This window comes from Pseudobutyrivibrio xylanivorans (assembly GCF_010906925.1).
Classification (GTDB): domain Bacteria; phylum Bacillota; class Clostridia; order Lachnospirales; family Lachnospiraceae; genus Pseudobutyrivibrio.
In genome coordinates, this window is record NZ_VTVE01000003.1 from 243561 (window position 1) to 269741 (window position 26181).

Genomic DNA, 26181 nt, shown 5'->3' on the forward strand with positions numbered 1-26181 from the left:
CAATGGACACAAAGGCAATGTTTAAGTTATCTTATGGACTGTTTGTGTGCACAGCAGTGCAGGGGGCTAAGATTAACGGATGTATTATCAACACAGCTATTCAGGCTGCATCTGAGCCTAATACCATCACAGTGGCTATTAACAAGGCTAATTACACTCATGATATGGTAAAGGCTACTGGTGTGTGCAACGTATCGGTAATCAGTGAAGAAGCAAGCTTTGATTTGTTTAAGCATTTTGGATTCCAGTCAGGTAGAGATGTAGATAAGTTCTCTAACTATCCTGCAACTAATTACAAGACAGCTGAGAATGGTGTGCCTTACATTACAGCAGGAACTAATGCATACTTTTCGTTGAAAGTAAGAGATACAGTTGACTTGGGGTCTCATACATTATTCATCTGTGAGCCTACAGAAATGGAAGTATTAGCTTCCACTCCATCATGTACATACACCTATTATCAGGATAATATCAAGCCAAAGCCTGAGGCAGTGGGTACCACTCCTAAGGGTGAGACTATTTGGCGCTGCCGTATATGCGGATACGAGTGGGTAGGTGAAGAGCTTCCAGATGATTTCATCTGCCCTATTTGTAAGCATCCAAAAGCAGATTTTGAAAAGATTGTAAGATAAAGGAGATTTAATGAATAAATCATTGAGAGAAAGATTTCACACAGAACTAATAAAGCTTCCAGGACGACTGGAAAAGATAGTGGCAGCCATTCTATTTATAGGAGTAGGCTATGGCTGCGTACAATTATTTTTACATGTAATTGCATTTGCAGATATGCCACTGGGCGACTACATGGATGACATTTTGATAGTAGCATTTAATGTAGTCATTGTAGTAGAGTTTGTCCGTATGCTTATAAAACACTCTATGAATACAATTGTAGAGGTGCTTATATTTGCCATAGCTAGAGGGCTGGTAGTAGGTCATGAAAAACCAGTTTATGCATTGATTAGTATTGTTTCTATAGCGATACTACTTGCCAGCAGGAAGTTCTTGTTCTGCGAGCATGATTTTGAAGAGGAAGAGTAGGAGTTGAATAACATTAGTCTATCAACTATACTAAACCAGTAAAAACAATAAAAGAAAGACTAAAAGGTGACATAAATATGCAAACATACGGAGTTATCATGGCAGGTGGCGGTGGAACACGCTTTTGGCCATTATCAAGACACGAAGTTCCAAAGCAGCTTTTAAATCTTAGTGGTAAGGATTTAATGGTAAATGAGACAATTGACAGAGTGGCAACACTTTGCGATAAGTCCGATATATTCATCGTTACCAATGTAGATCAGGTTCCAGGGATGGAAAAGGCCACAACAGGGCGAATCAAGCCAGATCATATTCTTAGCGAGCCATCCGCTAGAAACACAGCGGCATGTATCGGATATGCAGCATTTGAAATTGTAAAGAAATATGGTGATGGTGTAATGTGCATCTTCCCATCAGATCACTATATCAAGAACGAGGCAGCTTTTACAGCTACTCTTAAGGATGCTATAGCAGAGGCAGAGCAGGGTTCTCTTGTTACTATGGGTATTACACCTACTTTCCCATGTACAGGTTATGGATATATCAGATTTGATAAGACAGAGACTGCTACTGCAAAAAAGGTAGTAGAGTTTAAAGAAAAGCCAGACTTGAAGACTGCAGAAGAATATGTGGCTAGTGGCGAATATTCATGGAATAGTGGTATGTTCGTTTGGAAGGCTTCTGTAATTCTTGCTGAGTTTGAGAAACTCCTTCCAGATGTATATGCATGTCTTACAAAGATTGCAGATGCTATGGGCACAGCTGATGAGAAAAAGGTAATTGATGAGGTATATCCTACAATTCCTAGTATCTCAATTGACTACGGCATTATGGAAAAATCTGATAAAGTAAAGGTTATTTCAGCTGAAATGGGCTGGAATGATGTAGGAAGCTGGGATAATCTTGGCGTTCTTCACGAAGCTGATTCAGATGGTAATGTATTTGCAGGAGACCATCTTGCAATTGATACAAAGGGATGTATTACATATTCCAAGAAGCGCCTTATTTCGACTGTTGGAGTTGAAAATCTTATCATTGTAGAAACTGATGACGCTATCATGGTAGTTGATAAGAGTAGAGCTCAGGATGTAAAGCTTATTGTAGAGGAGCTTAAGAAACAGGGAAGAAATGAGCTGCTTTAATCAAAGTAAGCTAATTTGCTAGAAATAAAGTATCAAAGTATAATAGGGGCTAGGTGTATTTCACCTAGCCTTTAATACTATATAAATATTTATATGGAGCAAATAAAATGAAATTATTAATAGATGCGCGAAATCTTGGTTCAAAGCCTAGTGGTATAGGAATATATGCCTATAACTGGATTAAGGCTTTTGAAGAGAATGGAAGCCTTGAAGTTCATGTGATAGTTGATGTTATCGAAAGTGCGCAGATTAAAGAATTAGACTTAAATGGTAGAGTTAAAGTGCATTGTTATGGAAGGACATCAAATAAGAGCGCAAATATATTTCAGTATTTTAAATATGTGAAGCGCCTGATAGAACAGGTGCAACCAGATATTTTTTGGGAAGTCAATAACCTGGCGCCAATAAAGATTAAAAATCCATACGGGAAATATATAGTTACTATTCATGATATGTTCCCTATAACTATGCCTGAGTGTTTCGGGAAGATATATCCATACTATTTTAAATATGGAGTTGCTAAGACAATTAAATGTGTAGATGCAATACTATATGACTCTAACTATTCCAAGAAGGAAACGGAGAAATACTTCCCACTGGCTAAGAAGAAAGATTCGTTTATTTCATACATAATCATTCCGCCTATTCCTGAAATGGATGTGGAGGAAAAAGATTATTTCCTTTATATTGGCAATCTTGAAAAAAGAAAAGGCACTGATATTCTTCTAGATGCATACCAGCTATACGTAGAGCAAGGTGGTACACGTGAATTAATATTAGCTGGGAAAATCAGGGAAAATGATATAGAGACAAGGATAAAAGAATTAGACAAAAAGCTACCAGGATTTCACTACCTAGGATATATAGATGATGAAACAAGAACTAGGCTCTATAGAGAATGTGGTTGCTTTGTATTTCCATCTCGAGCTGAGGGATTTGGTATGCCAATAATAGAGGCCATGCAGTGTGGCAAGCCTGTTATTGCTAGTGATTTGGAAATATTTGAGGAGTTGGTAGGACAAGCTATTGACATGTTTGAATATCGGAATGACTCAAATGACAGTGAAAGATTATTCCAAAAGATGATTGAACAAGATAATCTTTCAGATGAAAGAGATACGAAACGGGTTGTGAATAAATATTCTGCAGATAATTTAGATAAAAAACTGATAGATTATTTAGCAGAAATATAAACGAATAATATCAATGAGTTAATTGAGAAGAGGTCATTTAAGTAGATATATCAGTAAAATGCTGAATCATCAGTGGAATTCAGCATTTTTTATGTTAAATGTGTTATAATCATGTGCTAGAATGAAATAACTGTGTAAAGATAAAAGGTAGTAGTTATAAGTATGAGCGTAACTGATAAAATATATACGATGTTGGTTATCATAAAGCCAGCGTTGACAAAAGTAATACCATTGTCATATTTGCAGAAGAAAAAGTTGCAATATGTCAATTGGTCTACTAAGCGTCTGAACAAGGTAAAACTAAAGGCATACGATAAAAGCCTTTATCCTCATGGAGTAAATTTGATTGGACCAATTCAGGATCAGACTGGTCTTGGACAGAGCTGTAGACTATTGGCAAATGCGTTGGATAAAGCAGATGTACCACACAGCATAATTGAACATCATATTACAAAGAATAGAGATAAAATTGATCATACCTTTGACAGCGAAATAGTTGATGAGCAGAAATATGATATCAATATTTTTCATATAAATATGCATGAGTTTGCCTATGCATTCAAGCATTTCGGGAAAAAATATTGGGATTACCATTACAATATTGGATATTGGTTGTGGGAATTAGAAGAATTCCCTGAAGAGTGGGTCGGTTGCATTAGTGTACTAGATGAAATATGGACTCCTTCAGAATTTGTTAGCAATTCAATCAGAAAAGTGACAGATAAGCCAGTAAGGACGATTCCGTACATTATTGAGGCACCTATAGATAGCAAATACGATAGAGCCTATTTTAATCTGCCAGAGGATAAGTTCTTGTATCTCATGATGTACGCAAGCGATAGCATGACAGAAAGAAAGAATCCTATTGGTGCTTTAGAAGCATTTAAAAGGGCTTTTGATAAAGATGATGAAAGTGTTGGATTAGTTATAAAACTAAATGGCAACAATCAAGATGATATCGACTATATATCATCATTTTTAGATGGTTATAAGAATGTTTATTTCATGACAGATAGATTGACTAAGATAGAAGTAAACAGCCTTATTTCAGATGTAGATGTGTTTGTCTCTCTACATAGAGCAGAAGGATTTGGACTTGTTATGGCGGAGGCTATGCTAAATGGTACACCATGTATAGCTACAAATTGGTCCGCAAACACTGAGTTTATGAATGATGAAGTTGCCTGCATGGTTAAATATACTAAGGCGGCACTGAAAGAGAAAATTGGGCCTTATAAAAAAGGTAGTGTTTGGGCCGAGCCAGATATTGATAGTGCTTCGGGTTATATGAAGAAGTTATATGAGGACAGTGAGTACAGAAATAGACTTACAGAGAACGCACGAAAATATATATCAGATAAATTAGGTGAGAATTATGTTACTAGCCTTATTAAAGAGGCGATAGGAAGGATTTAACAAGATAATTAGTTATGGAAGATAGTAAGAAAAAAATATGTTTTGTAGTGCAACGATATGGTTTGGAAGTAAATGGTGGTGCGGAGTTACAATGCAGACTATTTGCAGAACACATGTTGGAAGCAGGTTATGAAGTCCATGTTATTACAACAAAAGCAGTTGATTATATGACATGGAAAAATGAATATACAGAAGATACAGAAACAATAAATGGTGTAGTTGTCCATAGATTTGCTACTGAAATAGAAAGAAAGAAAAAGAAGTTCGATTTTATAAATCGTATTTTCCTGACAGGTCTTTTGCCTAAATGGGCTGAAAAATACTGGTTCAAGGCACAAGGTCCATATTCTCCTGAGTTGGTAGAATACATCAAAGAAAATAGAAACAATTATGATGCATTTATTTTTTCTACATATCTCTATTACCCTACGGTTGAAGGTATGAACTATGTAAAAGATAAGGCAATATTTATCCCAGAGGCTCATGAAGAGCCAATGATTTACCTTAATGCTCTTAAAAAAGTATTTGAAATGCCACAAGCTTATTTCTTTAATACTGATGAAGAAAGAGTTATGGCTAATAAGCATTTTGATATTAAAAATATTCCATATGAAATAGGTGGTATTGGTATAGATAAGCTAGGCGATGTTTCGGCAGAGCGATTTAAGGAAAAATATGGATTAGATAGGTACTATCTGTATGTTGGAAGAATCGAGCAAGCTAAAAATTGTGAATTGATGTTTGAGTATTTCAACAAATATAAAAAAGACAGTCACGATGAGGATATAAAGCTTGTTTTAATCGGCAAAGAGTGCATGGATATACCTGAGAGTGATGATATTATCAAGTTAGGTTTTGTCAGTGATGAAGACAAAAATGATGCGATGGCAGGAGCTGTTGCATTACTTATGCCATCGAAATTTGAAAGTCTTTCAATGGTAGTTTTAGAAGCAATGAGTCTAAATACGCCAGTATTGGTTAATGGCGAATGCGAGGTCTTGAGAGGTCATTGTAAAAAGAGTAAAGGCGCATTTTATTATTATAGTTACGAAGAGTTCTTACATGAACTGAACTATATTAACCATAATACTGATGACATGAATCATATAAAGAAAAACGCTTGTGAATATGTTGAGAACAACTATAGTTGGGATGCTATAGTTAGAAAACTGTCAAAGTTGATTAATCTGACAATTAAGGAAAAATAGGTACTAAGTATGAGTAGAGAAAATGAATATCCAGAGATATTAGAAGAGATTAAAAAAGAGGTAAAGGACGTCGATTTGTGGGTTGCTAGTTTTGATGTAATTCCTGTTAGGATGGTTCAGGTGGATGAAACTGGAGCATATAATGCATTTTTAACAAATAAAATATCATCTCGACTTAAAGGCACATTATATTGTCATGTATTTATGAAAATGCCCAAATCTATGCAAAATTTCTTTAGAAGAATAGTTGGGAAAAATCCAAAATAAAGAGAGGTACGAGTCTATATGAAAATATTACAGCTTTTGCCATGTTTATCCTATGGAGACGCTATAGGTAATGATGTAATGGCATTAGATAAAACTATAAAAGAAATGGGATATGAGACTGCAATTTATGCAGATATTATCACAGATAAAATGAAAGACAAAGGCATTAGTGTAGACCGTATGCCAAAGCTGAAAGATGATGATATAATTATCTATCACCTTGCTGTAGCATCTAAAATTAATAAGATGTTACCAAAGATGAACGGAAGAAAGATAATCATCTATCACAATATTACTCCAGGTGAATTCTACAAGGACTATAGTAAGGAATATTACTATGCATGTGATGCTGGAATTAAGGAAGCTATTGAGTTAAAAGATGTCGCAGACTACTGCTTAGCTGATTCGGAATTTAACAAAAATGATTTAATTAAAATGGGTTATACTTGCAAAATCGATGTATTGCCTATTTTGATTCCATTTACAGATTATGAGAAAAAGCCTAGTGAAAAAGTAATTAATAAATACAAAGATGACGGATATACAAACTTTGTATTTACAGGTAGAGTAGTTCCAAATAAAAAGCAAGAAGATGTTATAGCAGCTTTTTATGCTTATCAGAAGCAGTACAATGAGAAATCTCGTCTGTTTTTAGTTGGCAATTACGCTGGAATGGACAAGTATTTAACCAGACTAAAAGAATACATAGACTATTTGGGCGTGGAAAACGTGATCTTTACTGGTCATATTCCATTTGATGAAATTCTTGCATATTATCATCTTGCTGATATCTTTATGTGCATGAGTGAACATGAGGGATTCTGTGTGCCTATAGTTGAGGCTATGTGTTTCAATAAACCAATTATAGGTTATGATTATGCTGCTGTCGGAGAGACAATGGGAGAAGGCGGCTTTTTAGTAAAAGAAAAGAATCCAATTGAAATCGCTGCAATTGCTAATAGAATTCTAACTGATTCAAAGTTAAAGGAAGAAATATTAGCAAAGCAACAGAGTAGATTGGCTCATTTTTCAAACGAGGGTGTTAAAAAATTATTTGAAGAGTATATTAAGAGTTTCATAGAAACAAAATAATAAATACTTCTTTTTGAAAGGGAAAAAATGATACAAACATTTAAAGAGATATATGATTATAGGGAAATGATATTTAGTTTGGTGAGAAAAGAGCTTAGAGGACGTTACAAAGGCTCAGCATTAGGGTTCATGTGGACTTTTATTAATCCATTATTACAGTTGATGGTTTACACTGTAGTTTTCTCGGTAATCATGAAGGCTGGCATAGATAAATATTATATTTTTCTATTTGTTGCACTTGTTCCATGGATGTTTTTTAGTTCTGCACTAACCGGTGGAGCGAGTTGTATTATGGCATCCCAGGATATGGTAAAGAAAATATATTTTCCACGAGAGGTCTTACCTATCGCATATATTACAAGTGGATTTGTGAATATGTTACTTACTTTCTTAGTGGTGTTTGCGGTCTTGATTATAAGTGGGTTTGGTATTAATCCAGTCGCCCTTTTATTTATGCCAATTATAATGATTATTGAGTATTTGCTCGCAATAGGTATTGCTTTTTTAGCATCTGCTTTATCAGTTTATTTTAGAGATTTACAGTATATTTTATCGATAATATCAATGGCTTGGCAGTTTTTGACTCCAGTAATGTATTCTCAGGAGATGGTAGAAAAGCAATTGGCTCATCATCCTATGTTGTTGAGACTATGGAACTTAAATCCTACCACTCCTATGATAAATGCATATAGAGATATTTTGTATTATCAGCGTATACCGGAGTTAAAGACATTAATAGCTGCAATAATTATGGGCGTAGTTGTATTACTAGTTGGTTTGATTGTTTTTGGTAAATTAAAAAGAGGGTTTGCAGAACAGTTTTAAGGGATAACTATAATGAACAAAGAGAATGCAATAGAAGTAAGAGATGTAAAAAAGACGTTTAAAGTATATTACGACAAGGGCACTCAGCTCAAAGAGAAGCTTCTGTTTTGGAATAGAAATAAATATGAGCGAAGAGAAGTTTTAAAAGGAATTTCCTTTGATGTAAAAAAGGGCGAAGTGGTTGGACTTATAGGCCATAATGGTTGCGGTAAGAGTACAACTTTGAAGCTTCTCACTAGAATTATTTATCCGGATAGTGGCTCTGTAGAGATGAAAGGTCGTGTGTCTAGCTTGATTGAGCTGGGAGCAGGTTTCCATCCGGATATGAGTGGTAGAGAAAATATATATACTAACGCATCTATATTTGGATTATCCAGAAAAGAAATTGATAGCAGAATACAGGATATTATCGATTTTTCAGAGATAGAAGAATTTATAGATAATCCTGTTCGTACATATTCATCTGGAATGTATATGAGATTGGCCTTTTCGGTAGCTATTAATGTAGATGCAGATATATTATTGATTGATGAGATTCTAGGTGTTGGTGATGCTGGTTTCCAGACAAAATGTTTTAATAAATTGCGTGAAATAAAGCAACAAGGGACCACTATAGTAATTGTTTCTCATGCAATGGGCCAGATAGAGCAGATTTGTGATAGATCTATATGGATTCACGAAGGTTTGATAAAGGCTGATGGAACGCCTAGAGAGGTGCATCCTCTTTACATGGATTACATGATAGAGGAAAGAAAGAGAATTGAAGAGAAGGAGCTGAAAAAGAAACGAGAATCTGGAGAGATTTTCGAAGAAGATTTAGTGGAAGAAAATAATGGCGCCGCTAATAATATGAGATGGGGCAACTTCTATTCTAAGTTTAAAAAAGTACAATTATTTGATAAAGAAGATAAGGAAATCACATCTTTTTCAACAGGAGATTCTGTTAGAATTCATGCAGAGTATGAATGCAGAAAGACAATTACCGATATGGTATTTGGATTTGGAATTTATACACTTGATGACGTCTGGGTATATGGTTCGAATACTATGATTGACAGAGGTGAGAATTTTGTAGTAGAAAAGGATGGCTCTTTTGATGTCATATTAAAGGATGTTCCAATAATGCCTGGCAAATATAGAATAGATGTCAGCTTGGAGAGCGCATCAGCTGTTACAGTGGATTTCTGGAGAGATACATTAGATTTTACAGTGTATTCAATTATTGACGATAGAGGAATATTTAGAATAGAACATGATTGGAAGACCCAAGCGTAGCATACAAAGTTGAGAGTACTTTGATAGTGTGCTATACTAGGTCAGTGATTTGAATGTCATTAATGAGGAGATTTTAAATGAAAAAAGCATTAATTACAGGTATAACAGGACAGGACGGAAGCTACCTTGCAGAGCTTCTTTTAGAAAAAGGATATGAGGTACACGGTATTACTCGTCGTATTTCTATATCTAACACACAGAGAATTGACCATCTTCTTAGAGATAATAAAATCAAGATTCATGATGGAGATCTTTCTGATGGTAATAGTATTACCAGAATTATTAGCGAGGTACAGCCAGATGAGATTTATAATCTTGCTGCACAGTCACATGTAGGCAATAGTTTTGATGTGCCTATCTATACAGGCGATGTTGACGCACTTGGCGTTTTACGTATCCTTGATGCAGTTCATCAGCTCGGTCTTGATAAAAAGACAAAGATTTATCAGGCATCTACATCTGAGCTCTATGGGCAGGTTGAGGAAGTTCCTCAGAATGAGAATACTCCATTCCATCCATTTAGCCCATATGCTGTAGCTAAGCAGTATGGATTCTGGATGATTAAGGAATATAGAGATGCTTACGGTCAGTTCGCAGCCAATGGTATTCTTTTCAACCATGAGTCAGAGAGACGTGGAGAGACATTTGTTACTAGAAAGATTACACTTGCAGCGGCTCGTATATCACAGGGATTACAGGAGTGCTTGTACCTTGGTAATCTTGACTCTAAGCGTGATTGGGGTTATGCCAAGGACTATGTTGAGTGTATGTGGTTAATTCTTCAGCAGGATGAGCCAGATGACTATGTTATTGCTACAGGTGTACAGCACACTGTTCGTGAGTTTGCTACACTTGCATTCAAGCATGTAGGTATTGATGTTGAGTGGCAGGGCTCAGGTATCGATGAAAAGGGTATTGATAAGGCTACAGGTAAGGTGGTAGTTGCAGTTAGCCCTGATTTTTATCGCCCTACAGATGTAGTAGATCTTTGGGGAGATCCTACTAAGGCTAAGACAAAGCTTGGTTGGAATCCACAGACAACAAGCTACGAGGATTTAGTTCGTATTATGGCTGAGCATGACTTAGAATTAGCTAAGCGTGAAAAAGCATTTCAGTAAGATATATTAGCAAGTAATGAAAGGGTATGCTCGTGCGAGGATACCCTTTTTGAGATTAAAGGAGAATTATTTATGAAGTCGCTTGTTATAGGTGGAGCAGGATTTGTAGGTGCGTATTTAGTTAGACATTTGAAAAATGATTTGGGACAGGATGTTGTTGTTACAAAGATGGAACACGAGAGTCTTGATATTGATGGTATAGATATGAATAGTATTGAGATAGAAAATCTCAATATATTAAACGAGGACGAGATAGTAGAACTTTTTAATAAAGATAGACCAGATTATATTTTTCACTTAGCAGCGCAAAGCTCGGTATCTGTATCATGGAAGAATCCGAAACTGACAGTAGATGTAAATATAAAAGGCGCGGTAAATCTGCTTGAAGCTTTACGTAAAATAGATTTTAAACCTAGAACACTTATAATCGGTTCGGGAGAGGAATATGGTCATATACGGGCCAATGAAACACCTATTACAGAGGATAATAACACACGCCCAGGAAACATATATGCAGCTACAAAAGCATGCCAAAATATGCTGGGAAAAATCTATGCAGATGCTTATGGATTAGACGTGGTTATGGTAAGAGCTTTCAATCACATAGGTCCTAATCAGACACCACTATTTGTTGTGGCAGATTTTTGCCAGCAGGTAGCTATGATTGAGGCTGGAAAACAGGAGCCTGTTATAAGAGTTGGAAATTTAAGTGCCGCTAGAGACTTTACTGATGTCAGAGATGTGGTAAGAGCCTATGCTATGTTAGTTGAAAAGGGCGAATCTGGAGAAACATACAACGTAGGAAGTGGTAAGGCTGTTGTTATAGATGATATCTTAAGGATGATTTTGAAGAATTCTACAAAAGAAATAAAAGTAGAAGTAGATACAAACAAACTTAGACCAGTGGATGTGCCTATTATTGAGGCGGATATTACAAAATTACAGCAGGCTACAGGATGGGCAAAAGAGATTGAGTTGGAACGGACCATTAGGGAGACGCTTGATTATTGGAGAGTAAAAGTATGAGAAATCGGTATAGAGTATTAATAATACTCGAAGTAGTTCTGATAATGTTAATTCATTGTGCTTCTATAAAGTATTTTTATGGTTTTACAATGTCTGAAGATGAGCTCGGATATTGGGGGGCAGCCGCCAAATTTGCAGGATTAAACTGGGGGAATGTACTTGAGAATACATCATACTATTCTTGGGGGTACAGTCTAGTACTTAGTTTGTTGCTTCGATTTGTTCATACTCCAATAATAGTGTATCGAATAGGACTGATAATGAATGCAGTCTATTTGGTGATATCATTTCTTGTCAGCACCGCGTTATTTAATAGGATATTTAAGGATACATCAAGAGAAATAATCAGTATAGTATGCTTTGTAGTAAATCTAAGCGCTGGTTATTATGTTAATTCTAAAATTGCATGGGCTGAGTGTTTCTTGGTGATGATGACATGGCTTGTATTGTATCAAGCTTATTTGATATATGAAAAAAAGACTGTTATGAGACAGTTGATTTTTGTTGTTGAATTGATTTATGTATATTTTGTACATATGCGGACAGTTCCATATCTAGTGTTTGGAATAATATATTTAGTTGTTGTAAATATATGTGATTCCAAAACACAAAATAGGAATATTAAGAAACAGGTAGTAATATCTGCCGTGCTTTTAGTGGTGCTTTGCGTACTGTTTATAAGCGGTAATTATATAAAGCAATATATACAAGCCAATTTGTATGGAAATAACATTTTAAATAATGACTATTTTTCAATTATTTCTTCTGTAGGGAGAGATTCAGTAGCTACTACAATAAAGAAAATATTGAACGAAGCAATGGGAGTTTTTTTCTATTTCTATTCAATTTCTTTTGGGATGATAATGTGGGGATTGATAGAAATAATTATTAAAACCAAAGAATGGATCAGAAACAGAGAGATTTCACTAGCCGCGTTTAATTATTTCGCAATGCTTTTGTTTATAGGAGAATGCGCTGTTACATGTGTGTTTATGAGAAATGATGGTAATACATCTAGAATTGACCAACTGATATATGGTCGCTATGCAGAGCATGCAATGGGATTTCTACTTATATATGGCATATTGAAATTTTTAACCATAGATAAAAGTAAGAGAAAAGTATTTTGGGGCCAATCTATATTTTATGTTCTGATATGTTTATTATTTAGTCATCACATAAAAGGGTGTGATTTTGGAGAAGATGTATACTATCAGTCTGCTTGTGCAGCAGGATTATTTAAAATCTGGCAGAAATATGGACTTAACATATTATACATAGCTGGAATGGTACTTTTGATAGGAGTATTATTATTAATTTCAACTATGATTAAGATGAAAACAAAAAGGTGTTTTGCATATGCATTCCTATCGGTAATCGTGGTGTTAGTGTGGCTTATAAACGGTAGAGCTTCAGTTAGTCAGTATGCCCCATACCAAGGAAAGGTAAAAATATTATTTGATAATCAAAATGCTCTAAGGGATTATAATGCAGATGATGAGATAGCTTTTGTATCTGATTCTGCATATAGTACTCGCGGCAATGTGCAATTGTATGTGAAGGACAAACCTATTCAATGTTTACATACTGATATTAGTATGGACGAATATAGCAAATATAAAATGATTATTACAGAATTTACAATGGACCAGAGTGAATTCGAAGGACAGTTAATAGACGCTGGATATGAGCTTAAGTCTGATTTGGGATTTTATAAGATATATAAGAATATGAATTAATAACAGAAGAGAAAGCCTTAAAGTGTAAACTTTAAGGCTTTGTATTATTAGAGTCATAATCAACTTTGCGCGAATGATACTGAATATCCTCTAGTATTTTTCTGTTAGCAGCAATAGTATCTCCAAGTAAACCGGCTATAAATGTCATAAAACTTGCAAGTAACAAAATAACTGCTAAAAGAAGTGATTGAATGTGCCCATCTGCTGTGTGATTAAAGTAAAAATATAAATAACGAATACAAATAAGTAAACCTAATGTAAAAGGTACCGTACTAACTAATGTGAAGAATTTGAGTGGCTTATACATGATATAAGCTCTTATGATTGTAAGCATAGACCTTTTGACATAGCCCAACATACTACTAAAGAGTCTTGAAGGGCGTAACTCTCCATTAGTACGAATTGGAACCCATGTCATAGGAAGTTTTGAACGACCAGCCTGAACGATAGTTTCAAGTGTATATGTGTAGTCATTTGTAACATTCAATCTGAGTGCAGCATTTCTGCTATATGCTCTGAAACCACTTGGAGCATCAGGTATATCAGTGTTTGAAGCTTTTCTTACAACCCAGCTTCCAAAATGTTGGAGTTTCTTTTTTACAAAAGAGAAGTGTGCTGTTTCATCAATAGGACGAGCACCAATAACGATGTCAGCTTCTTTGTTAATAATAGGACGAACAAGCTTTTCAATATCATCACCATTATATTGGTTATCAGCATCTGTATTTACAATGATGTCAGCGCCATTTCTAAGGCAAGCATCGAGACCAGCCATAAAGCCCTTTGCTAAGCCTCTGTTTTGAGTGAAACTAACGACATGATGAACACCCCAATTTTTTGCCACCGCTACAGTGTTATCAGAGCTGCCATCATTTATAATTAGGTATTCGATTGTGTCAATGCCATCTATATGTTTTGGTAAATCATTTAAAGTGACTTCAAGTGTTTTTGCCTCGTTAAGGCATGGTATTTGAATAATTAATTTCATACTATAAACCTCAGTAATAAGTTTTCTACTACAATATAATACAATAATGTGTTAAAATCATAAAGATTAAAATTGGAAATATTAGGAGGTATTTTTTGAAAATAGTACTTATAGGCCCAGTTTATCCATATAAAGGCGGTATAGCTCATTATACAAGTTTGTTATATAGAGCGCTTTCAAAAGAAAATGAGGTGACACTCATATCATATAAAATGCAGTATCCTAAGTTGCTTTTTAAGAAGGAACAGAAAGATTATTCTAGTGATACCTTTAAGGTTGATGAGGCAAAGTTTTTAATTAATACAGCTAACCCATTTAATATTATTAGTGTTGCAAAGCAAATTAATAATATGAATCCTGACGCTGTATTAATACAGTGGTGGCATCCTTACTTTGCACCATGTTACAAAATATTGACTAGTCACTTAAAGAGACGAATAAAAGTATTTTATACATGTCACAATGTCTTTCCACATGAAAGATTTCCAATGGATCGATTTTTGACTAAGCTTGTACTAAAAAAGGGGGATGGATTTATTGTTCATTCAAAAGAAGAGTTTAATGAGATACATCTAATAAAGAGTGGTGCAAATTGCATATTTAATCCACATCCTACTTATAATGCGTTTAAAATTAGAAATATATCGAGGAATGAAGCTGTTAGAGAAATAAGAGAAAAAGATGGATTACAAATAGATATAGACTCTCAGCTTCTATTGTTTTTTGGCTTTGTACGTGAGTATAAAGGACTAAAATATTTATTAAAAGCACTTTCTGCGGTTGCCACAAATTTACCTAAAAGCAAATTGATGGTGATTGGTTCTTTTGGAAAGGATAAAGATGATTATTTAAAACTTATTGATGATTTACATATAAATCATAATGTTTTTATAAAAGATACATACACACCAGATGATGAGGTTGAAAAGTATTTTGCTGCTGCAGATATAGTGGTAGCGCCGTATATAGATGCGACACAGAGCGGAATAGTCCAAATAGCATATGGCTTTGAAAAACCTTGTCTAGTAACAGACGTTGGTGGATTGCCAGATGTAGTGACAGATAAAAGAACTGGGTATGTTGTTAGTGCAGGCTCTTCTGAAGAAATATCAGAAGCAATAATGGATTATTTTTCTCATAATAGAAAGAATACTATGGTTGAAAAGGTACGAGAAGAGGCGTATCGCTTTAGTTGGGAACGTATGTGTGAAGCGGTGGGGCTTTTGGCAAGGTACGAGGATTCATGATTCTTAGATTATTTGAATATTTAGTTCATATACTTCTATGATAATTAGTAGAAAGAATATAGAGAAAGGAAAATTCCAAGTTTTATAAAAATTAATTGGATGAGTATAGAATATGGCAGTCAAATTATTATATATAGCACAAGTTGATGTGTATGCCAAATCAACGGATGGATTGATGCAGGAGAGCAAACGGCATCGAGATTATCTTTCAAAAATGTATGATGAAGATGATATTATTGATTTGATGATTTGTAAGGGTACATCGAATGGAAATAGGTTATATTACTATCCCTTATTAAATAAGGTTATAAATAGGATGTTATCTATTAAAGGGATGAGTTTTTCAAATCCGTTACTTTTTCCTATTGCTTTGTTGCGTGTTAGAAGGTTGATAAAAAAAATAAATCCCGAAGTAATATTTATGGATGGAAGTTTATTGGGAGGAATGCTGCCTAGAAAGATTAAAGCTGAAAAAATAGTTTTTTTTCATAATATAGAATCTGAAAAGGTAAACAATAAGATTAAAAATAAGGGTATACAGTATTATCCAACTTATATCGCAGCATTAAAAAATGAAAAACGAGCTGTTAAGAATGCGGATAAAGCAATATGTCTTAATGAAAGGGATGCAGATTTATTAGAAAAAATATATGGAAGAAAGGCTGATCTAGTACTTCCATGTAGTTTTTTTGATCGTTTTATAGAAAGCAAGGCTAAATATGACAATAAAAAGAAAATTTTATTTGTTGGAACATTGTTTGCATCAAACGAGGATGGAATAAGGTGGTTTGTTGATAATGTGATGCCTTATTTTAAAGATGTAATACTGTATATTGTTGGTAAAGGCTTTGAGAAAAAAAGAGATGAACTGTCACGGGAAAATGTTATAGTTGAAGGGTATGTTGAGAATGTAGAGGATTACTACTATCACATTCCAATTGTAGTTATGCCATTATTATATGGTGCGGGAATGAAGCTAAAAACAGCAGAGGCAATGATGTACGGAAAGTGCATAATTGCTTCGGATGAAGCTTTACAAGGTTATGAGGTAGATGAGGTCGAACATATATATAGATGTAATACGGCAGACGAATTTATTAGTTCATTGAAAACAGCGTTAACAATTGACTATAAAAAAGGGTACTTAGACGATGTGAGAAATACATTTTTAAAAAAGTATGAGTCAGCTGGACAGTTTGAAAGATTTAGAGATGTCTTTCATAAGTGACTATCCGTTTATGAAAATATAACGTTTGAAAAAATAACGGTAGTATGAACTAAGTACATAATATAATTCTGAGTTATAGTAAGCCCTAATGCAAATGGATACTAAGGGAAAGAAATGGTGGCGTTAGATTATGAAAAAAATTGTATTCATAACAGCAAATGATTTATTCGATGAGAACGGGAATGGTGGGAGTAAGTGTGCTAAAAGAAATTATGATTTGTTAGAAAAACATTTTGGGAAAGAGAATATTTCAGTTGTGTTGCTTACACTCCCTAAGTATATTACTGAGGTTAAAGGAATCACAATGAAATGTTTTCCGCAACCGAGAAATATATTTGATATTATTATTGCTAATTGTATGGGATGTAAAAAATATAGACATAATGATGAGCGGAAAATACGTGACTACATTGATAGTGTGCAACCAGATTATGTTTATTTTGAATGCTCTAATATCACAAAATTATTGAGAAAAAAAGCGCTTTATAAGCAGGTGGTTTTTTTTCAAAATGTAGAGGCTGACTATGCATGGAATAAGGTAAAAAAAGAGGGTTGGAGATATTTACCTGCTTTTTTTACTTCATTAATAAATGAAAAAAAAGTTAAATATGCTGATATATTAATATGTCTCAATGATAGAGATAAAAAGAGACTAAAAGAAAAATATGGATTTGATGCAAATTGCTGCTGGCCAATAACATTTAAAGATTTATTTGAGAAAAGTAAACTGCGCGTTAAAGAAAAAAATAAATTATTGTTTTTAGGAAGTAATTTTGGTCCGAATAGGGATGGTATTAAGTGGTTTATTGAGAATGTTATGCCTCATTTAAGCGGATATATTCTTGATGTAGTTGGAAAAGGGTTTGAGGAATTAAAAGATAGTTATGCAGGATATTCGAATGTCAATATTATAGGCACGGTTGATAATCCAAGCGATTATTATTATACGCATAATATTGTTGTAATGCCAATATTATATGGAGCGGGAATGAAAGTTAAGACAGCAGAGGCAATGATGCATGGAAATACAATAATTGCTACAGACGAGGCTTTGGAAGGCTATGAAGTAGATGGAATTGAGGGCATATATAGATGTAATACGGTTGAACAGTTTGTATCAACGATAGAGAATATAAAGCAAATTTCATGCGGATATAATGAAAATGTTCGAACATGTTTTTTGGAAAAATATGAAACAAGTGTACTTAAGGGGACTTTAAATAGTTTATTTGTTGATTGATATTAAATGAGAAATAATTATAAAGAGATGTTTAGTTTAGTGTTTAAAACCTTATGAGAGGGATGATAGAACGCTTGGAGAGCGATATATGAGTTATTTTGTTTTATTTCTAATAAATTTAGTTTTTATTTTTATTGGTGTAGTTTGTAAGTACGGGGAAGAACAAATTGATTTTGGTGAGTGCTTTATGATATCAAATGTATTATTTTGCATTAGATACTTAATAATTTCGATACCGTTATTATATTTTGATTATTTTTCCGTAAAAAAAACACTTGTTATATTGATTTTTTTGAGCGCTGCTTATACGGTAATCTCATTTATCAGAAAAAAAGGGTCTAGAAGAGTGACATTTAATAAAGAGTTCTTATTTATACTCCTTCTTTTTTTGTGTGTGTATCCATTAATAAGAATAACGGCGCAAGATATTAGTGATGTTTCTGATCAAGGGGCATATTTTAAGCACTATTCATTATTATATTATGGAGAAAGTTATAATTCTTTTGAATTAAATGAAAAGGGAATTATTTCTCAAAATGTTGATCAAGGAGTAGATGATTTACAAAAAGATTTGGTTTGTTTTTATTCGAAAGATAGTACAATTTATTCTATTCATGCAATAAAAACATGGTGTGTGATTTGGGCGCTATTTGGAAAAATATTTGGTTTTTATAATGGACTATTATCAATTAATTATTTATATTATTTATCGGCACTGATAATATTTTATATATTAAAAAGAGTTAGTGATAATAGGATTACTTACTTTGGCTTGTTTATATTATATTCATTATCACCAGTAGTTCTTTATATTGCAAAAGCAGGGTTGACAGAATCTTTATATGGATTGCTGCTATTGGCTGGATTGTATGCGCTGATTAGGAGTAAGAATGAAAAAAAGTGGGCTTGTTTTGCTGGGATTAGCTTTGGAATATCTTCTTTTGTGCATATTTCATATGTTGTCTTAATCTTCCCATTATTTCTTTTGTTATACATACTATCATTCTTCGATAGACGATATAATATAGTTAATGGCATGCAAATGTTACTTTACGCCTGCTCGTTATGGTACATTAAGAAATTATCTCCAATATATTGTGAAGATCAGTATAATAAGTTGACTGGCGGGCATAATATAGAATTATTTTGCTTTATTTCTGCTTTTAGCATAATTTTTGTGTTTGTGCATCCATTTTTACAAAATAAGGTAGTAGAAGCTGAGAAGTGGATTTATATAAAATCAGTTTTTGAACAACAAAAGAAATGGTTCAGTAGAGAAATAAAAGCTGCATTGATTCTAATAGTTGTATTAATTAAATATAGAGCATCAATATTAATTAATACTAGAGATTATGAAATTGTAGGAGATGGAGCGAGTTGGAATTTACGCAATTCTTATGTAGGAACCAACAATGCCTTCTATCATTTGAATATTGTAAATATTGCTAGAGCTACAGGCATTGTTATTTTGGTGGTGGTCGTCTTATTTCCGATTATTTCTAACCATATGACTAGAGAACTAGGATGTTATTATGGCGTGTTCTTATACTTTTTATTTTATAATTGTGTGATTACTATAGACACACCATTTAACTATTATGCGTCTAGGTATTTTTATCCTATATTGTTACCGATGGTTTTTATCATCTTTTCCGTACTACCGCTTAGTAAAAACGTTATAATTGCGTGCCTGATATGTGCAGTTATTTTTTGGTGGCAATTTCTACCAGCATTTGCTCAGGGAGGGCCTAAGGTTGGAGAATATGAAATACTTGAGGATACGCTGGCGAAAATTCCGGCGAATAGCATTGTTTTAATGGATGAAGATAGTTCAGATTTGAACACCATGCTGACTAGTAATTTGAGAATTATTAACCACAACCTAGTTTATAATTATAAGGATAAAGAGGAAATTCTAAATTATTACGAAAATCAGAGTGTGTATGTGATATCGAGTGATGAAAAAGACGGAAAAAAAATATTAGTAAATGGTGTATATAGCGTGCAGGGAAGTTTCGGTAACGGAGCAAATGGTTCTTATGCAACTAGTGTAGGTGAATCTTTTGTGTCTATGAATATTTATGAGTTGAGATAACTTGAAAAATAAGATAATAACCATGAAATTTAAAAGAACCTAAAAAGGATTTGTACTTAAATCTTATGCGAGGATATACTGAGAATAGAAATGTCAGACGATGAGCCAGGAGATAGTTATATGGAATGATAACACTTGTGAAAGGCTATTATTGCGTGGAAGTAAATTGTTTCATATTTTTTTGACTTTGGCATCTGAAATGGTGCCATTTGTTTTATCTTGGTAGTCTACAATAAATGTATACGATTAAAAATATAGTATTGAAATTTTATAAGTTACAAGGAAGGAGTAATAAGCTATAGCGGAACGTTATTATTGATATCGTTCAAGAAATGGTGATTTGTGGTATATGCAAAAAAACAGATATTATGGTTATGATTTGTTGCGAACAGTTAGTTGTATAACGGTTGTCATGTTACACATCTCGTCTATGTACATAAAAGATGATTTTAGCACGATAGTAAGTATTAATGACTATAATGTAGCAGGATTTTTTAGAGTAATGTCTAATCTTGCTGTGCCATTATTTGTTATGTTAAGCGGTGCTCTATTAATAGAAAAAACGGAGAATATTGATTATAAGAGCTTTTACAATAAAATGTGGAATCGTATTGCGTTTCCAACTATTTTGTTTAGTGCACTATATGTTTCTATGCATTATGGAGAAATATTCGTAGCAGAAACTATAGGTATAGAATCACAGGATGATAATTATCTTTTACCAATAATTAATTGGTTAAAGGGTGAACCAAATCAGACAATGTGGTTTATGTATATGATAATAGGATTATATATTATGACTCCAATTCTTATTGAAATTAAGAAGACTATTTCTATTAGGATGTGGAGGATGTTATCGCTTGGGCTATTTGTTTTAGGCATTATTATTAATTATACGTGTGAATTAAGCTGGGTTCTCTGGTGGACTGAATGGATTGGTTACTTCACTCTCGGGAATGTTTTGTGTGGATTGAGAAATAACTGTATGGCTAAGAAAGAAAAATGGATTATTTTTTGGGTATTACTAGTTTTTTCCTATGGAGTGAATGTATTAAATTGGTTAATTAATTCCTTTAACAAAGAGGAAATATCTATTCCGACATCTTTTTCTCTTTCGGTTATTATAGGCTCAATTTTGAGCTTTATAGCGTTTTCTTTATGGGAGGGGGAAAAAGAGAATATTGTTATTAATGAGGTGGCAAAATACTCGCTAGGAATATATTTAATTCATCCACTATTTGTTGAAGTGATGATGCAAGTGTGTGGTAGAGTGCTTAAATGGTTTCCTCCTGCTTATTTAACTCCTTTATACGCTGTGTTGATTACTATGCTTTCTTATTGGATGTCTATTATTTTGGATAAATTTGGATTGTTATGCAAGAAATAGAAATTGATTTATGTTATTAAATGAAAGGAAATAAGATTAATTTAAATTAATCAAAAAAGAACAGTATGATTGAATTGTCTATATGTATTCCTACTTACAATAGATGTGAATATTTAAAACAAGCTGTAGAAAGCGTAATTAAGCAATTAAAAGGCGATTATTGTGAGAAGGTTGAAGTAGTTATTTCTGATAATTGTTCTACAGATGATACGGATAAGATGATTTCTATTATAGAAGAACAGTATCCTGATGTGAAAATAGTATATAGTAAATCAGCTGAAAACTTGGGGGCAGATAGAAATTTCTTGAGAGTCATATCGTTAGCAAGTGGAGATTATTGCTGGTTCCTTGGTAGTGATGATATGATAGCAGAAGGAAGTTTGGAACGAGTGCTTAAAGAAATCAAAGAAAAGCATACCATATATATATCGGATAGGTATAATGCAAGATTGCAAGATATGGAAATAGAGGGAAAGCAGCGTTTTTTTAAAGAAGATGTATTAGGAAATAAGGTATTCTATTTTAAAGATGAAAAAGACTGGGATTTTTATTTGAACAGATGTATTTCGTTGGGGGCTATTTTTAGTTATCTATCATCTATTGTGTTTGATAGAGGCAAGTGGAATAGTATTTCAACTGAATATTATAATAAATATATAGGAACAGCATATATACATGTTGTAGTGCTTATGCTGGTTTTGAAAAACTTCCCTGAGGCATCTGTGAAATATTTGGCAGAACCTATTTCAATAAACAGAGAGGGGAACGATTCATTTTTTGATAATGATTACAAGAGAGTTATGTTAGATTATAACGGGTATATTAAAATAAGTAATTTGTTCGAGGAATCATTACTGATTAAGAATGGTATAAGAGAAGTTGTTAGGCGTGAAAGAAATAGTTTGAATTTTAAAATTTTACTTTTAACTAAAAATGACGATTATCAAAAATTAATTAATACTATGAGAGATTTGGGGTATAGTAAAGGCGAGATTAAACTCATAGACACACTGAGATCTTGTAGAATTATTAGTTTACCCTTAGCTTTAATTTTTAAGTTGAAAAAAATGATTCATAAAAAGGAAAAAATGTAATGAAAAAGGCAGAATTGGGTAAATATATAGCAGATAAAAAAACACTTATCAGTATGGTAGCAAATATGTTTATTAAAGGCGCGGGTTTTTTATTAAGCTATTTGTATATACCGTTATTGCTTTCTTATTTAGAAGATGAAAAATATGGATTGTGGGCGACAGTTCTATCTATTGGAACTTGGATAACGCTTTGTGATGTTGGAATAGGAGGAGGCTTAAGAAATATATTAACAGCTGAGATATCAAAAAAACAGTATGAAAAGGCAAAGGAATCAGTTTCTACAGCATTTTGTGTACTTTCAATTTTATCGTTTTGCTTATGGCTTGTTTTGGTTTTTGTAACTATATCATATGGATGGTCACGTTTATTTGGTACTAGAATAAGTTTAAATGTGGCAATGTTTATTAGCTATTCGTTTATTTGCATTAATTTGATTTTATCTTTAGTTAATGTAATCCTATATTCGTTACAGATTTCGGAGCAAGTAGGATTAGTAAATTTGTTGGGGGGAATAATTAATCTTATAGGGATAATGTATATAAGTTCATTTTCACACGCCAATATTATTTATGTGGCGATAGTTTATGGATTGAGTATTACGGTTCCTACGATAGTCAATAATTATTGGGTTTTTAGAAAATATTCGTATTTAAAACCTAGTCTAAAATTTTTTAATAATGGAAAAACCAAAGAGCTACTTTCTTTAGGAGTGATTTTTTTTGTATTACAAATAGCAGGTTTGATGCTGATGGCGACTGATAATATTATTATTACAAGATTATTTGGTAGTGCAAAGGTTACACCAATAGAAATAGCAAATAAATTATTTAGTATTATAAAAGCATTTTTTGCTGCATTAGTTATACCGGTTTGGTCACGAACTACTATGGCATTTACGGAGCGTGATTTCGCATGGATTAAGAAAATGTACAGTCAACTCATTTTATTTTTAGTTGTTTTTGGAGTTGGAGTTATAGTTTTGTGTACTATTGTCCATCCAATCTGTAAAATATGGTTAGGTAAAGATATTGAATTTGGTAATGGGGTTTTAACTATAATTGCATTTGGAACGTTTGCTGAAATGGTTAATACTGCATTTTATAGTTTATTAAATGGACTTGGAAGGATAAAGATACAGCTATTGGTTTCAGTTATACAAATAGTTTTAAACATTCCGCTTTCAATTTATCTTGCTACTTCATGCGGTATGGGAGTGTTAGGAGTAAAACTGTCTACTACATTATTGTTTGTGTTTGGCTGTTTTGTTTATATTATTTATACAAATATTAGCATTAAAAGTCTAGAATAGGTAAGATAGAATTTTTGAAATAGCAACAATATTACAAAAATAAGGAGATTATTAATGAAAGTAGTATTACTTGCAGGAGGATATGGAACACGTATTTCGGAAGAATCACAATATAAACCTAAACCAATGATTGAAATAGGGGGCAAACCAATTTTATGGCACATTATGAAAGAGTATTCGTATTATGGATACAATGAGTTTGTTATTTGTGCAGGTTATATGCAACACTATATCAAAGAATGGTTTGCTGATTATTTTTTGCATAACAGCGATATTACATTTGATTATACTAATGGTGAGAGAAATATCATTGTTCATGATCAGTATCTAGATAAATGGAAGGTAACAGTTGTTGATACAGGCCTTAAGACTATGACAGGTGGTCGTATTAAGCGAATCCAGAAGTATATTGGAGATGAGCCATTTCTAATGACTTATGGTGATGGGGTTTGTGATGTAAATATTAATGAGCTTGTTGAGTTTCATAAGTCTCATGGAAAGATAGCAACTCTTACAGCTGTTCGTCAGGACCAATCAAAAGGGGTTTTGGATATTGGTGGTGACAACGCGGTAAAGCGATTTAGAGAGAAGAGAGCATCGGATGGTGTGCCTATTAATGCTGGTTATATGGTCCTTCAGCCTGAAATATTTGATTACATTGAAGGTGATGATACCGTATTTGAGCGTGAGCCACTAGAGAAACTCGCCTCTCAAGGAGAGCTTATGAGTTACACTTATGATGGATTTTGGCAGTGCATGGATACCAAGCATGAGATGGACAAATTAAATGAGATGCTTGAAAAAGGAAAAGCTCCATGGAAAAAATGGTAATTTAAACTCGCTATGAAATAGTATATATAAATTTTAGGAATGAGGAATTTTATGTCTAATTGGAAAACCGAAGAAGAAGCTAGAGAGCAGATTAAGGCTCTTGTAGCAGATTTTTATCATGATTTTAAAGCTCCAAAGGAGTCAAAGGAGAACTTTAAGCCAGGCGATAGAATTAGTTATGCAAGCCGTGTATATGATGAGAAAGAGATGCAATCCCTTACAGATGCAATGCTTGATTTCTGGCTTACAACAGGTCGTTTTTCGGACCAGTTTGAAAAGGAGTTTGCACAGTGGATTGGTGTTAAGTTTGCTCACCTTGTAAACTCAGGTTCATCCGCTAATCTTATTGCATTTATGACGCTTACAGCGCCAGAACTTGGTGATAGACAGATTAAGCGTGGTGATGAAGTGATTACTGTTGCGGCAGGATTCCCTACAACAGTTACACCTATGATTCAGTATGGAGCAGTTCCAGTATTTGTAGATGTCACTGTTCCTCAGTACAATATTGATGTTACAAAGCTTGAGGCAGCACTTAGTCCAAAGACTAAGGCTGTTATGATTGCACATACACTTGGTAACCCATTTGATTTAAAGGCAGTAAAGTCATTCTGTGACAAGCACAATTTATGGCTTGTAGAGGATAACTGCGATGCACTTGGAACTAAGTATACAATCGATGGCGAGACTAGATTCTCAGGTACATGGGGAGATATAGGTACGTCATCATTCTATCCACCACATCATATGACAATGGGTGAGGGCGGTTGCGTTTATACTAACAACCCACAGCTTCATAGACTTATACTTTCATTCCGTGACTGGGGACGTGATTGTATTTGCCCTTCTGGTCAGGACAACTTCTGTGGACATAGATATGATGGTCAATATGGTCAGCTTCCACAGGGATATGATCACAAGTATGTATACAGCCACTTTGGTTACAACCTTAAGGTTACAGATTTACAGGCTGCAGTAGGCGTGGAGCAGCTCAAGAAGTTCCCTTCATTCATCGAGAGACGACGTCATAACTGGGCTAGACTTCACGATGCTCTTGCTAAGAGCTCAGCAGCTGACAAGCTCATCCTTCCAGCTCCAGCAGAGAATTCTGAGCCTAGCTGGTTTGGTTTCCTTATCTCTGTTAAGCCAGAGAGCGGTGTAAAGAGAAACGATGTTACAAAGTATATCGAGGAGCACAATGTTCAGACTAGACTCCTCTTCTCTGGTAATCTAATTAAGCATCCATGCTTTGATCAGATTAGAGATACAGATGCTTATCGTGTAGTTGGTGAGCTTGAGAATACAGAGTACATTATGAACAATACATTCTGGGTAGGTGTATATCCAGGAATGACAGATGAGATGATAGATTATATGGCACAGGTAATTGTAGAGGCTATAGAGCAGAAAAAGTAGGAG

Annotated in this window: 23 protein-coding genes; 22 read left to right on the forward strand and 1 reads right to left on the reverse strand. The window is 33.8% G+C overall.

Annotated features, from left to right (window positions below; translation table 11 throughout):
• The first annotated feature begins 2 nt into the window (after positions 1-2).
• The 13 genes from F0Q01_RS10445 to F0Q01_RS10505 all read left to right on the forward strand — a co-directional run bounded on the left by F0Q01_RS10445 (position 3) and on the right by F0Q01_RS10505 (position 13342).
• The gene (locus F0Q01_RS10445; protein ID WP_090489001.1) at positions 3-632 is read left to right on the forward strand and encodes a flavin reductase; all 630 of its coding nucleotides are present in this window, start codon (positions 3-5) and stop codon (positions 630-632) included.
• A 10-nt stretch (positions 633-642) separates the two neighbouring features.
• Complete coding sequence (locus F0Q01_RS10450) at positions 643-1041, forward strand: hypothetical protein (protein ID WP_090488714.1); 399 nt, start codon at positions 643-645, stop codon at positions 1039-1041.
• Between the two features lie 77 nt (positions 1042-1118).
• Positions 1119-2183, forward strand: coding sequence for a mannose-1-phosphate guanylyltransferase (locus F0Q01_RS10455; RefSeq protein WP_090488716.1), 1065 nt, complete (start codon positions 1119-1121; stop codon positions 2181-2183).
• A gap of 107 nt (positions 2184-2290) precedes the next feature.
• Entirely contained in the window at positions 2291-3376 is a 1086-nt protein-coding gene (locus F0Q01_RS10460; protein WP_090488717.1) for a glycosyltransferase family 4 protein, read from the forward strand.
• Between the two features lie 162 nt (positions 3377-3538).
• A complete protein-coding gene (locus F0Q01_RS10465) occupies positions 3539-4792 on the forward strand; it encodes a glycosyltransferase family 4 protein (RefSeq protein WP_090488718.1) in 1254 nt (417 codons plus the stop codon).
• A 14-nt stretch (positions 4793-4806) separates the two neighbouring features.
• Positions 4807-6000, forward strand: a complete 1194-nt coding sequence (locus F0Q01_RS10470; protein ID WP_090488720.1) for a glycosyltransferase family 4 protein — start codon at positions 4807-4809, stop codon at positions 5998-6000.
• Between the two features lie 9 nt (positions 6001-6009).
• Positions 6010-6267 (forward strand): hypothetical protein, encoded by a 258-nt coding sequence (locus F0Q01_RS10475; RefSeq protein WP_090488722.1) that lies wholly within the window; start codon positions 6010-6012, stop codon positions 6265-6267.
• Positions 6268-6285: 18 nt separating this feature from the next.
• Entirely contained in the window at positions 6286-7359 is a 1074-nt protein-coding gene (locus F0Q01_RS10480) for a glycosyltransferase family 4 protein (protein WP_090488724.1), read from the forward strand.
• Between the two features lie 27 nt (positions 7360-7386).
• A complete protein-coding gene (locus tag F0Q01_RS10485; protein ID WP_205467980.1) occupies positions 7387-8184 on the forward strand; it encodes an ABC transporter permease in 798 nt (265 codons plus the stop codon).
• Between the two features lie 12 nt (positions 8185-8196).
• Entirely contained in the window at positions 8197-9459 is a 1263-nt protein-coding gene (locus tag F0Q01_RS10490; protein ID WP_090488726.1) for an ABC transporter ATP-binding protein, read from the forward strand.
• 77 nt (positions 9460-9536) lie between these two features.
• The gene (gene gmd, locus F0Q01_RS10495) at positions 9537-10577 is read left to right on the forward strand and encodes a GDP-mannose 4,6-dehydratase (protein WP_090488728.1); all 1041 of its coding nucleotides are present in this window, start codon (positions 9537-9539) and stop codon (positions 10575-10577) included.
• Between the two features lie 72 nt (positions 10578-10649).
• Positions 10650-11603, forward strand: a complete 954-nt coding sequence (locus F0Q01_RS10500; RefSeq protein ID WP_090488730.1) for a GDP-mannose 4,6-dehydratase — start codon at positions 10650-10652, stop codon at positions 11601-11603.
• Positions 11600-13342 carry a hypothetical protein gene (locus tag F0Q01_RS10505; protein WP_090488732.1) on the forward strand — a complete coding sequence of 581 codons (1743 nt, stop codon included), beginning with the start codon at positions 11600-11602 and terminating at the stop codon, positions 13340-13342. The genes F0Q01_RS10500 and F0Q01_RS10505 overlap by 4 nt, the downstream gene beginning before the upstream one ends.
• A gap of 31 nt (positions 13343-13373) precedes the next feature.
• Here the strand turns inward: F0Q01_RS10505 and F0Q01_RS10510 are convergent, their stop codons facing one another.
• Positions 13374-14330 carry a glycosyltransferase family 2 protein gene (locus F0Q01_RS10510; RefSeq protein ID WP_090488734.1) on the reverse strand — a complete coding sequence of 319 codons (957 nt, stop codon included), beginning with the start codon at positions 14328-14330 and terminating at the stop codon, positions 13374-13376.
• A 95-nt stretch (positions 14331-14425) separates the two neighbouring features.
• Between F0Q01_RS10510 and F0Q01_RS10515 the strand changes: the two genes are divergently transcribed.
• From F0Q01_RS10515 to rfbH, 9 genes are all read left to right on the forward strand, one after another.
• The gene (locus tag F0Q01_RS10515) at positions 14426-15577 is read left to right on the forward strand and encodes a glycosyltransferase (RefSeq protein WP_205467981.1); all 1152 of its coding nucleotides are present in this window, start codon (positions 14426-14428) and stop codon (positions 15575-15577) included.
• Between the two features lie 112 nt (positions 15578-15689).
• Positions 15690-16805: a glycosyltransferase gene (locus tag F0Q01_RS10520; protein ID WP_090488738.1), complete on the forward strand. Its 1116-nt coding sequence runs from the start codon at positions 15690-15692 to the stop codon at positions 16803-16805.
• A 130-nt stretch (positions 16806-16935) separates the two neighbouring features.
• Complete coding sequence (locus F0Q01_RS10525; protein ID WP_090488740.1) at positions 16936-18045, forward strand: glycosyltransferase; 1110 nt, start codon at positions 16936-16938, stop codon at positions 18043-18045.
• 88 nt (positions 18046-18133) lie between these two features.
• A complete protein-coding gene (locus tag F0Q01_RS10530; RefSeq protein ID WP_090488742.1) occupies positions 18134-20140 on the forward strand; it encodes a hypothetical protein in 2007 nt (668 codons plus the stop codon).
• A gap of 349 nt (positions 20141-20489) precedes the next feature.
• The gene (locus F0Q01_RS10535; protein ID WP_090488744.1) at positions 20490-21527 is read left to right on the forward strand and encodes an acyltransferase; all 1038 of its coding nucleotides are present in this window, start codon (positions 20490-20492) and stop codon (positions 21525-21527) included.
• Positions 21528-21592: 65 nt separating this feature from the next.
• Complete coding sequence (locus F0Q01_RS10540; protein WP_090488746.1) at positions 21593-22621, forward strand: glycosyltransferase family 2 protein; 1029 nt, start codon at positions 21593-21595, stop codon at positions 22619-22621.
• Positions 22621-23931 carry an MATE family efflux transporter gene (locus F0Q01_RS10545; RefSeq protein WP_090488748.1) on the forward strand — a complete coding sequence of 437 codons (1311 nt, stop codon included), beginning with the start codon at positions 22621-22623 and terminating at the stop codon, positions 23929-23931. The genes F0Q01_RS10540 and F0Q01_RS10545 overlap by 1 nt, the downstream gene beginning before the upstream one ends.
• Before the next feature lie 54 nt (positions 23932-23985).
• Positions 23986-24762, forward strand: coding sequence for a glucose-1-phosphate cytidylyltransferase (gene rfbF / locus F0Q01_RS10550; protein ID WP_090488750.1), 777 nt, complete (start codon positions 23986-23988; stop codon positions 24760-24762).
• Positions 24763-24813: 51 nt separating this feature from the next.
• Positions 24814-26178: a lipopolysaccharide biosynthesis protein RfbH gene (rfbH, locus tag F0Q01_RS10555; protein WP_090488752.1), complete on the forward strand. Its 1365-nt coding sequence runs from the start codon at positions 24814-24816 to the stop codon at positions 26176-26178.
• The last annotated feature ends 3 nt before the right edge of the window (positions 26179-26181 follow it).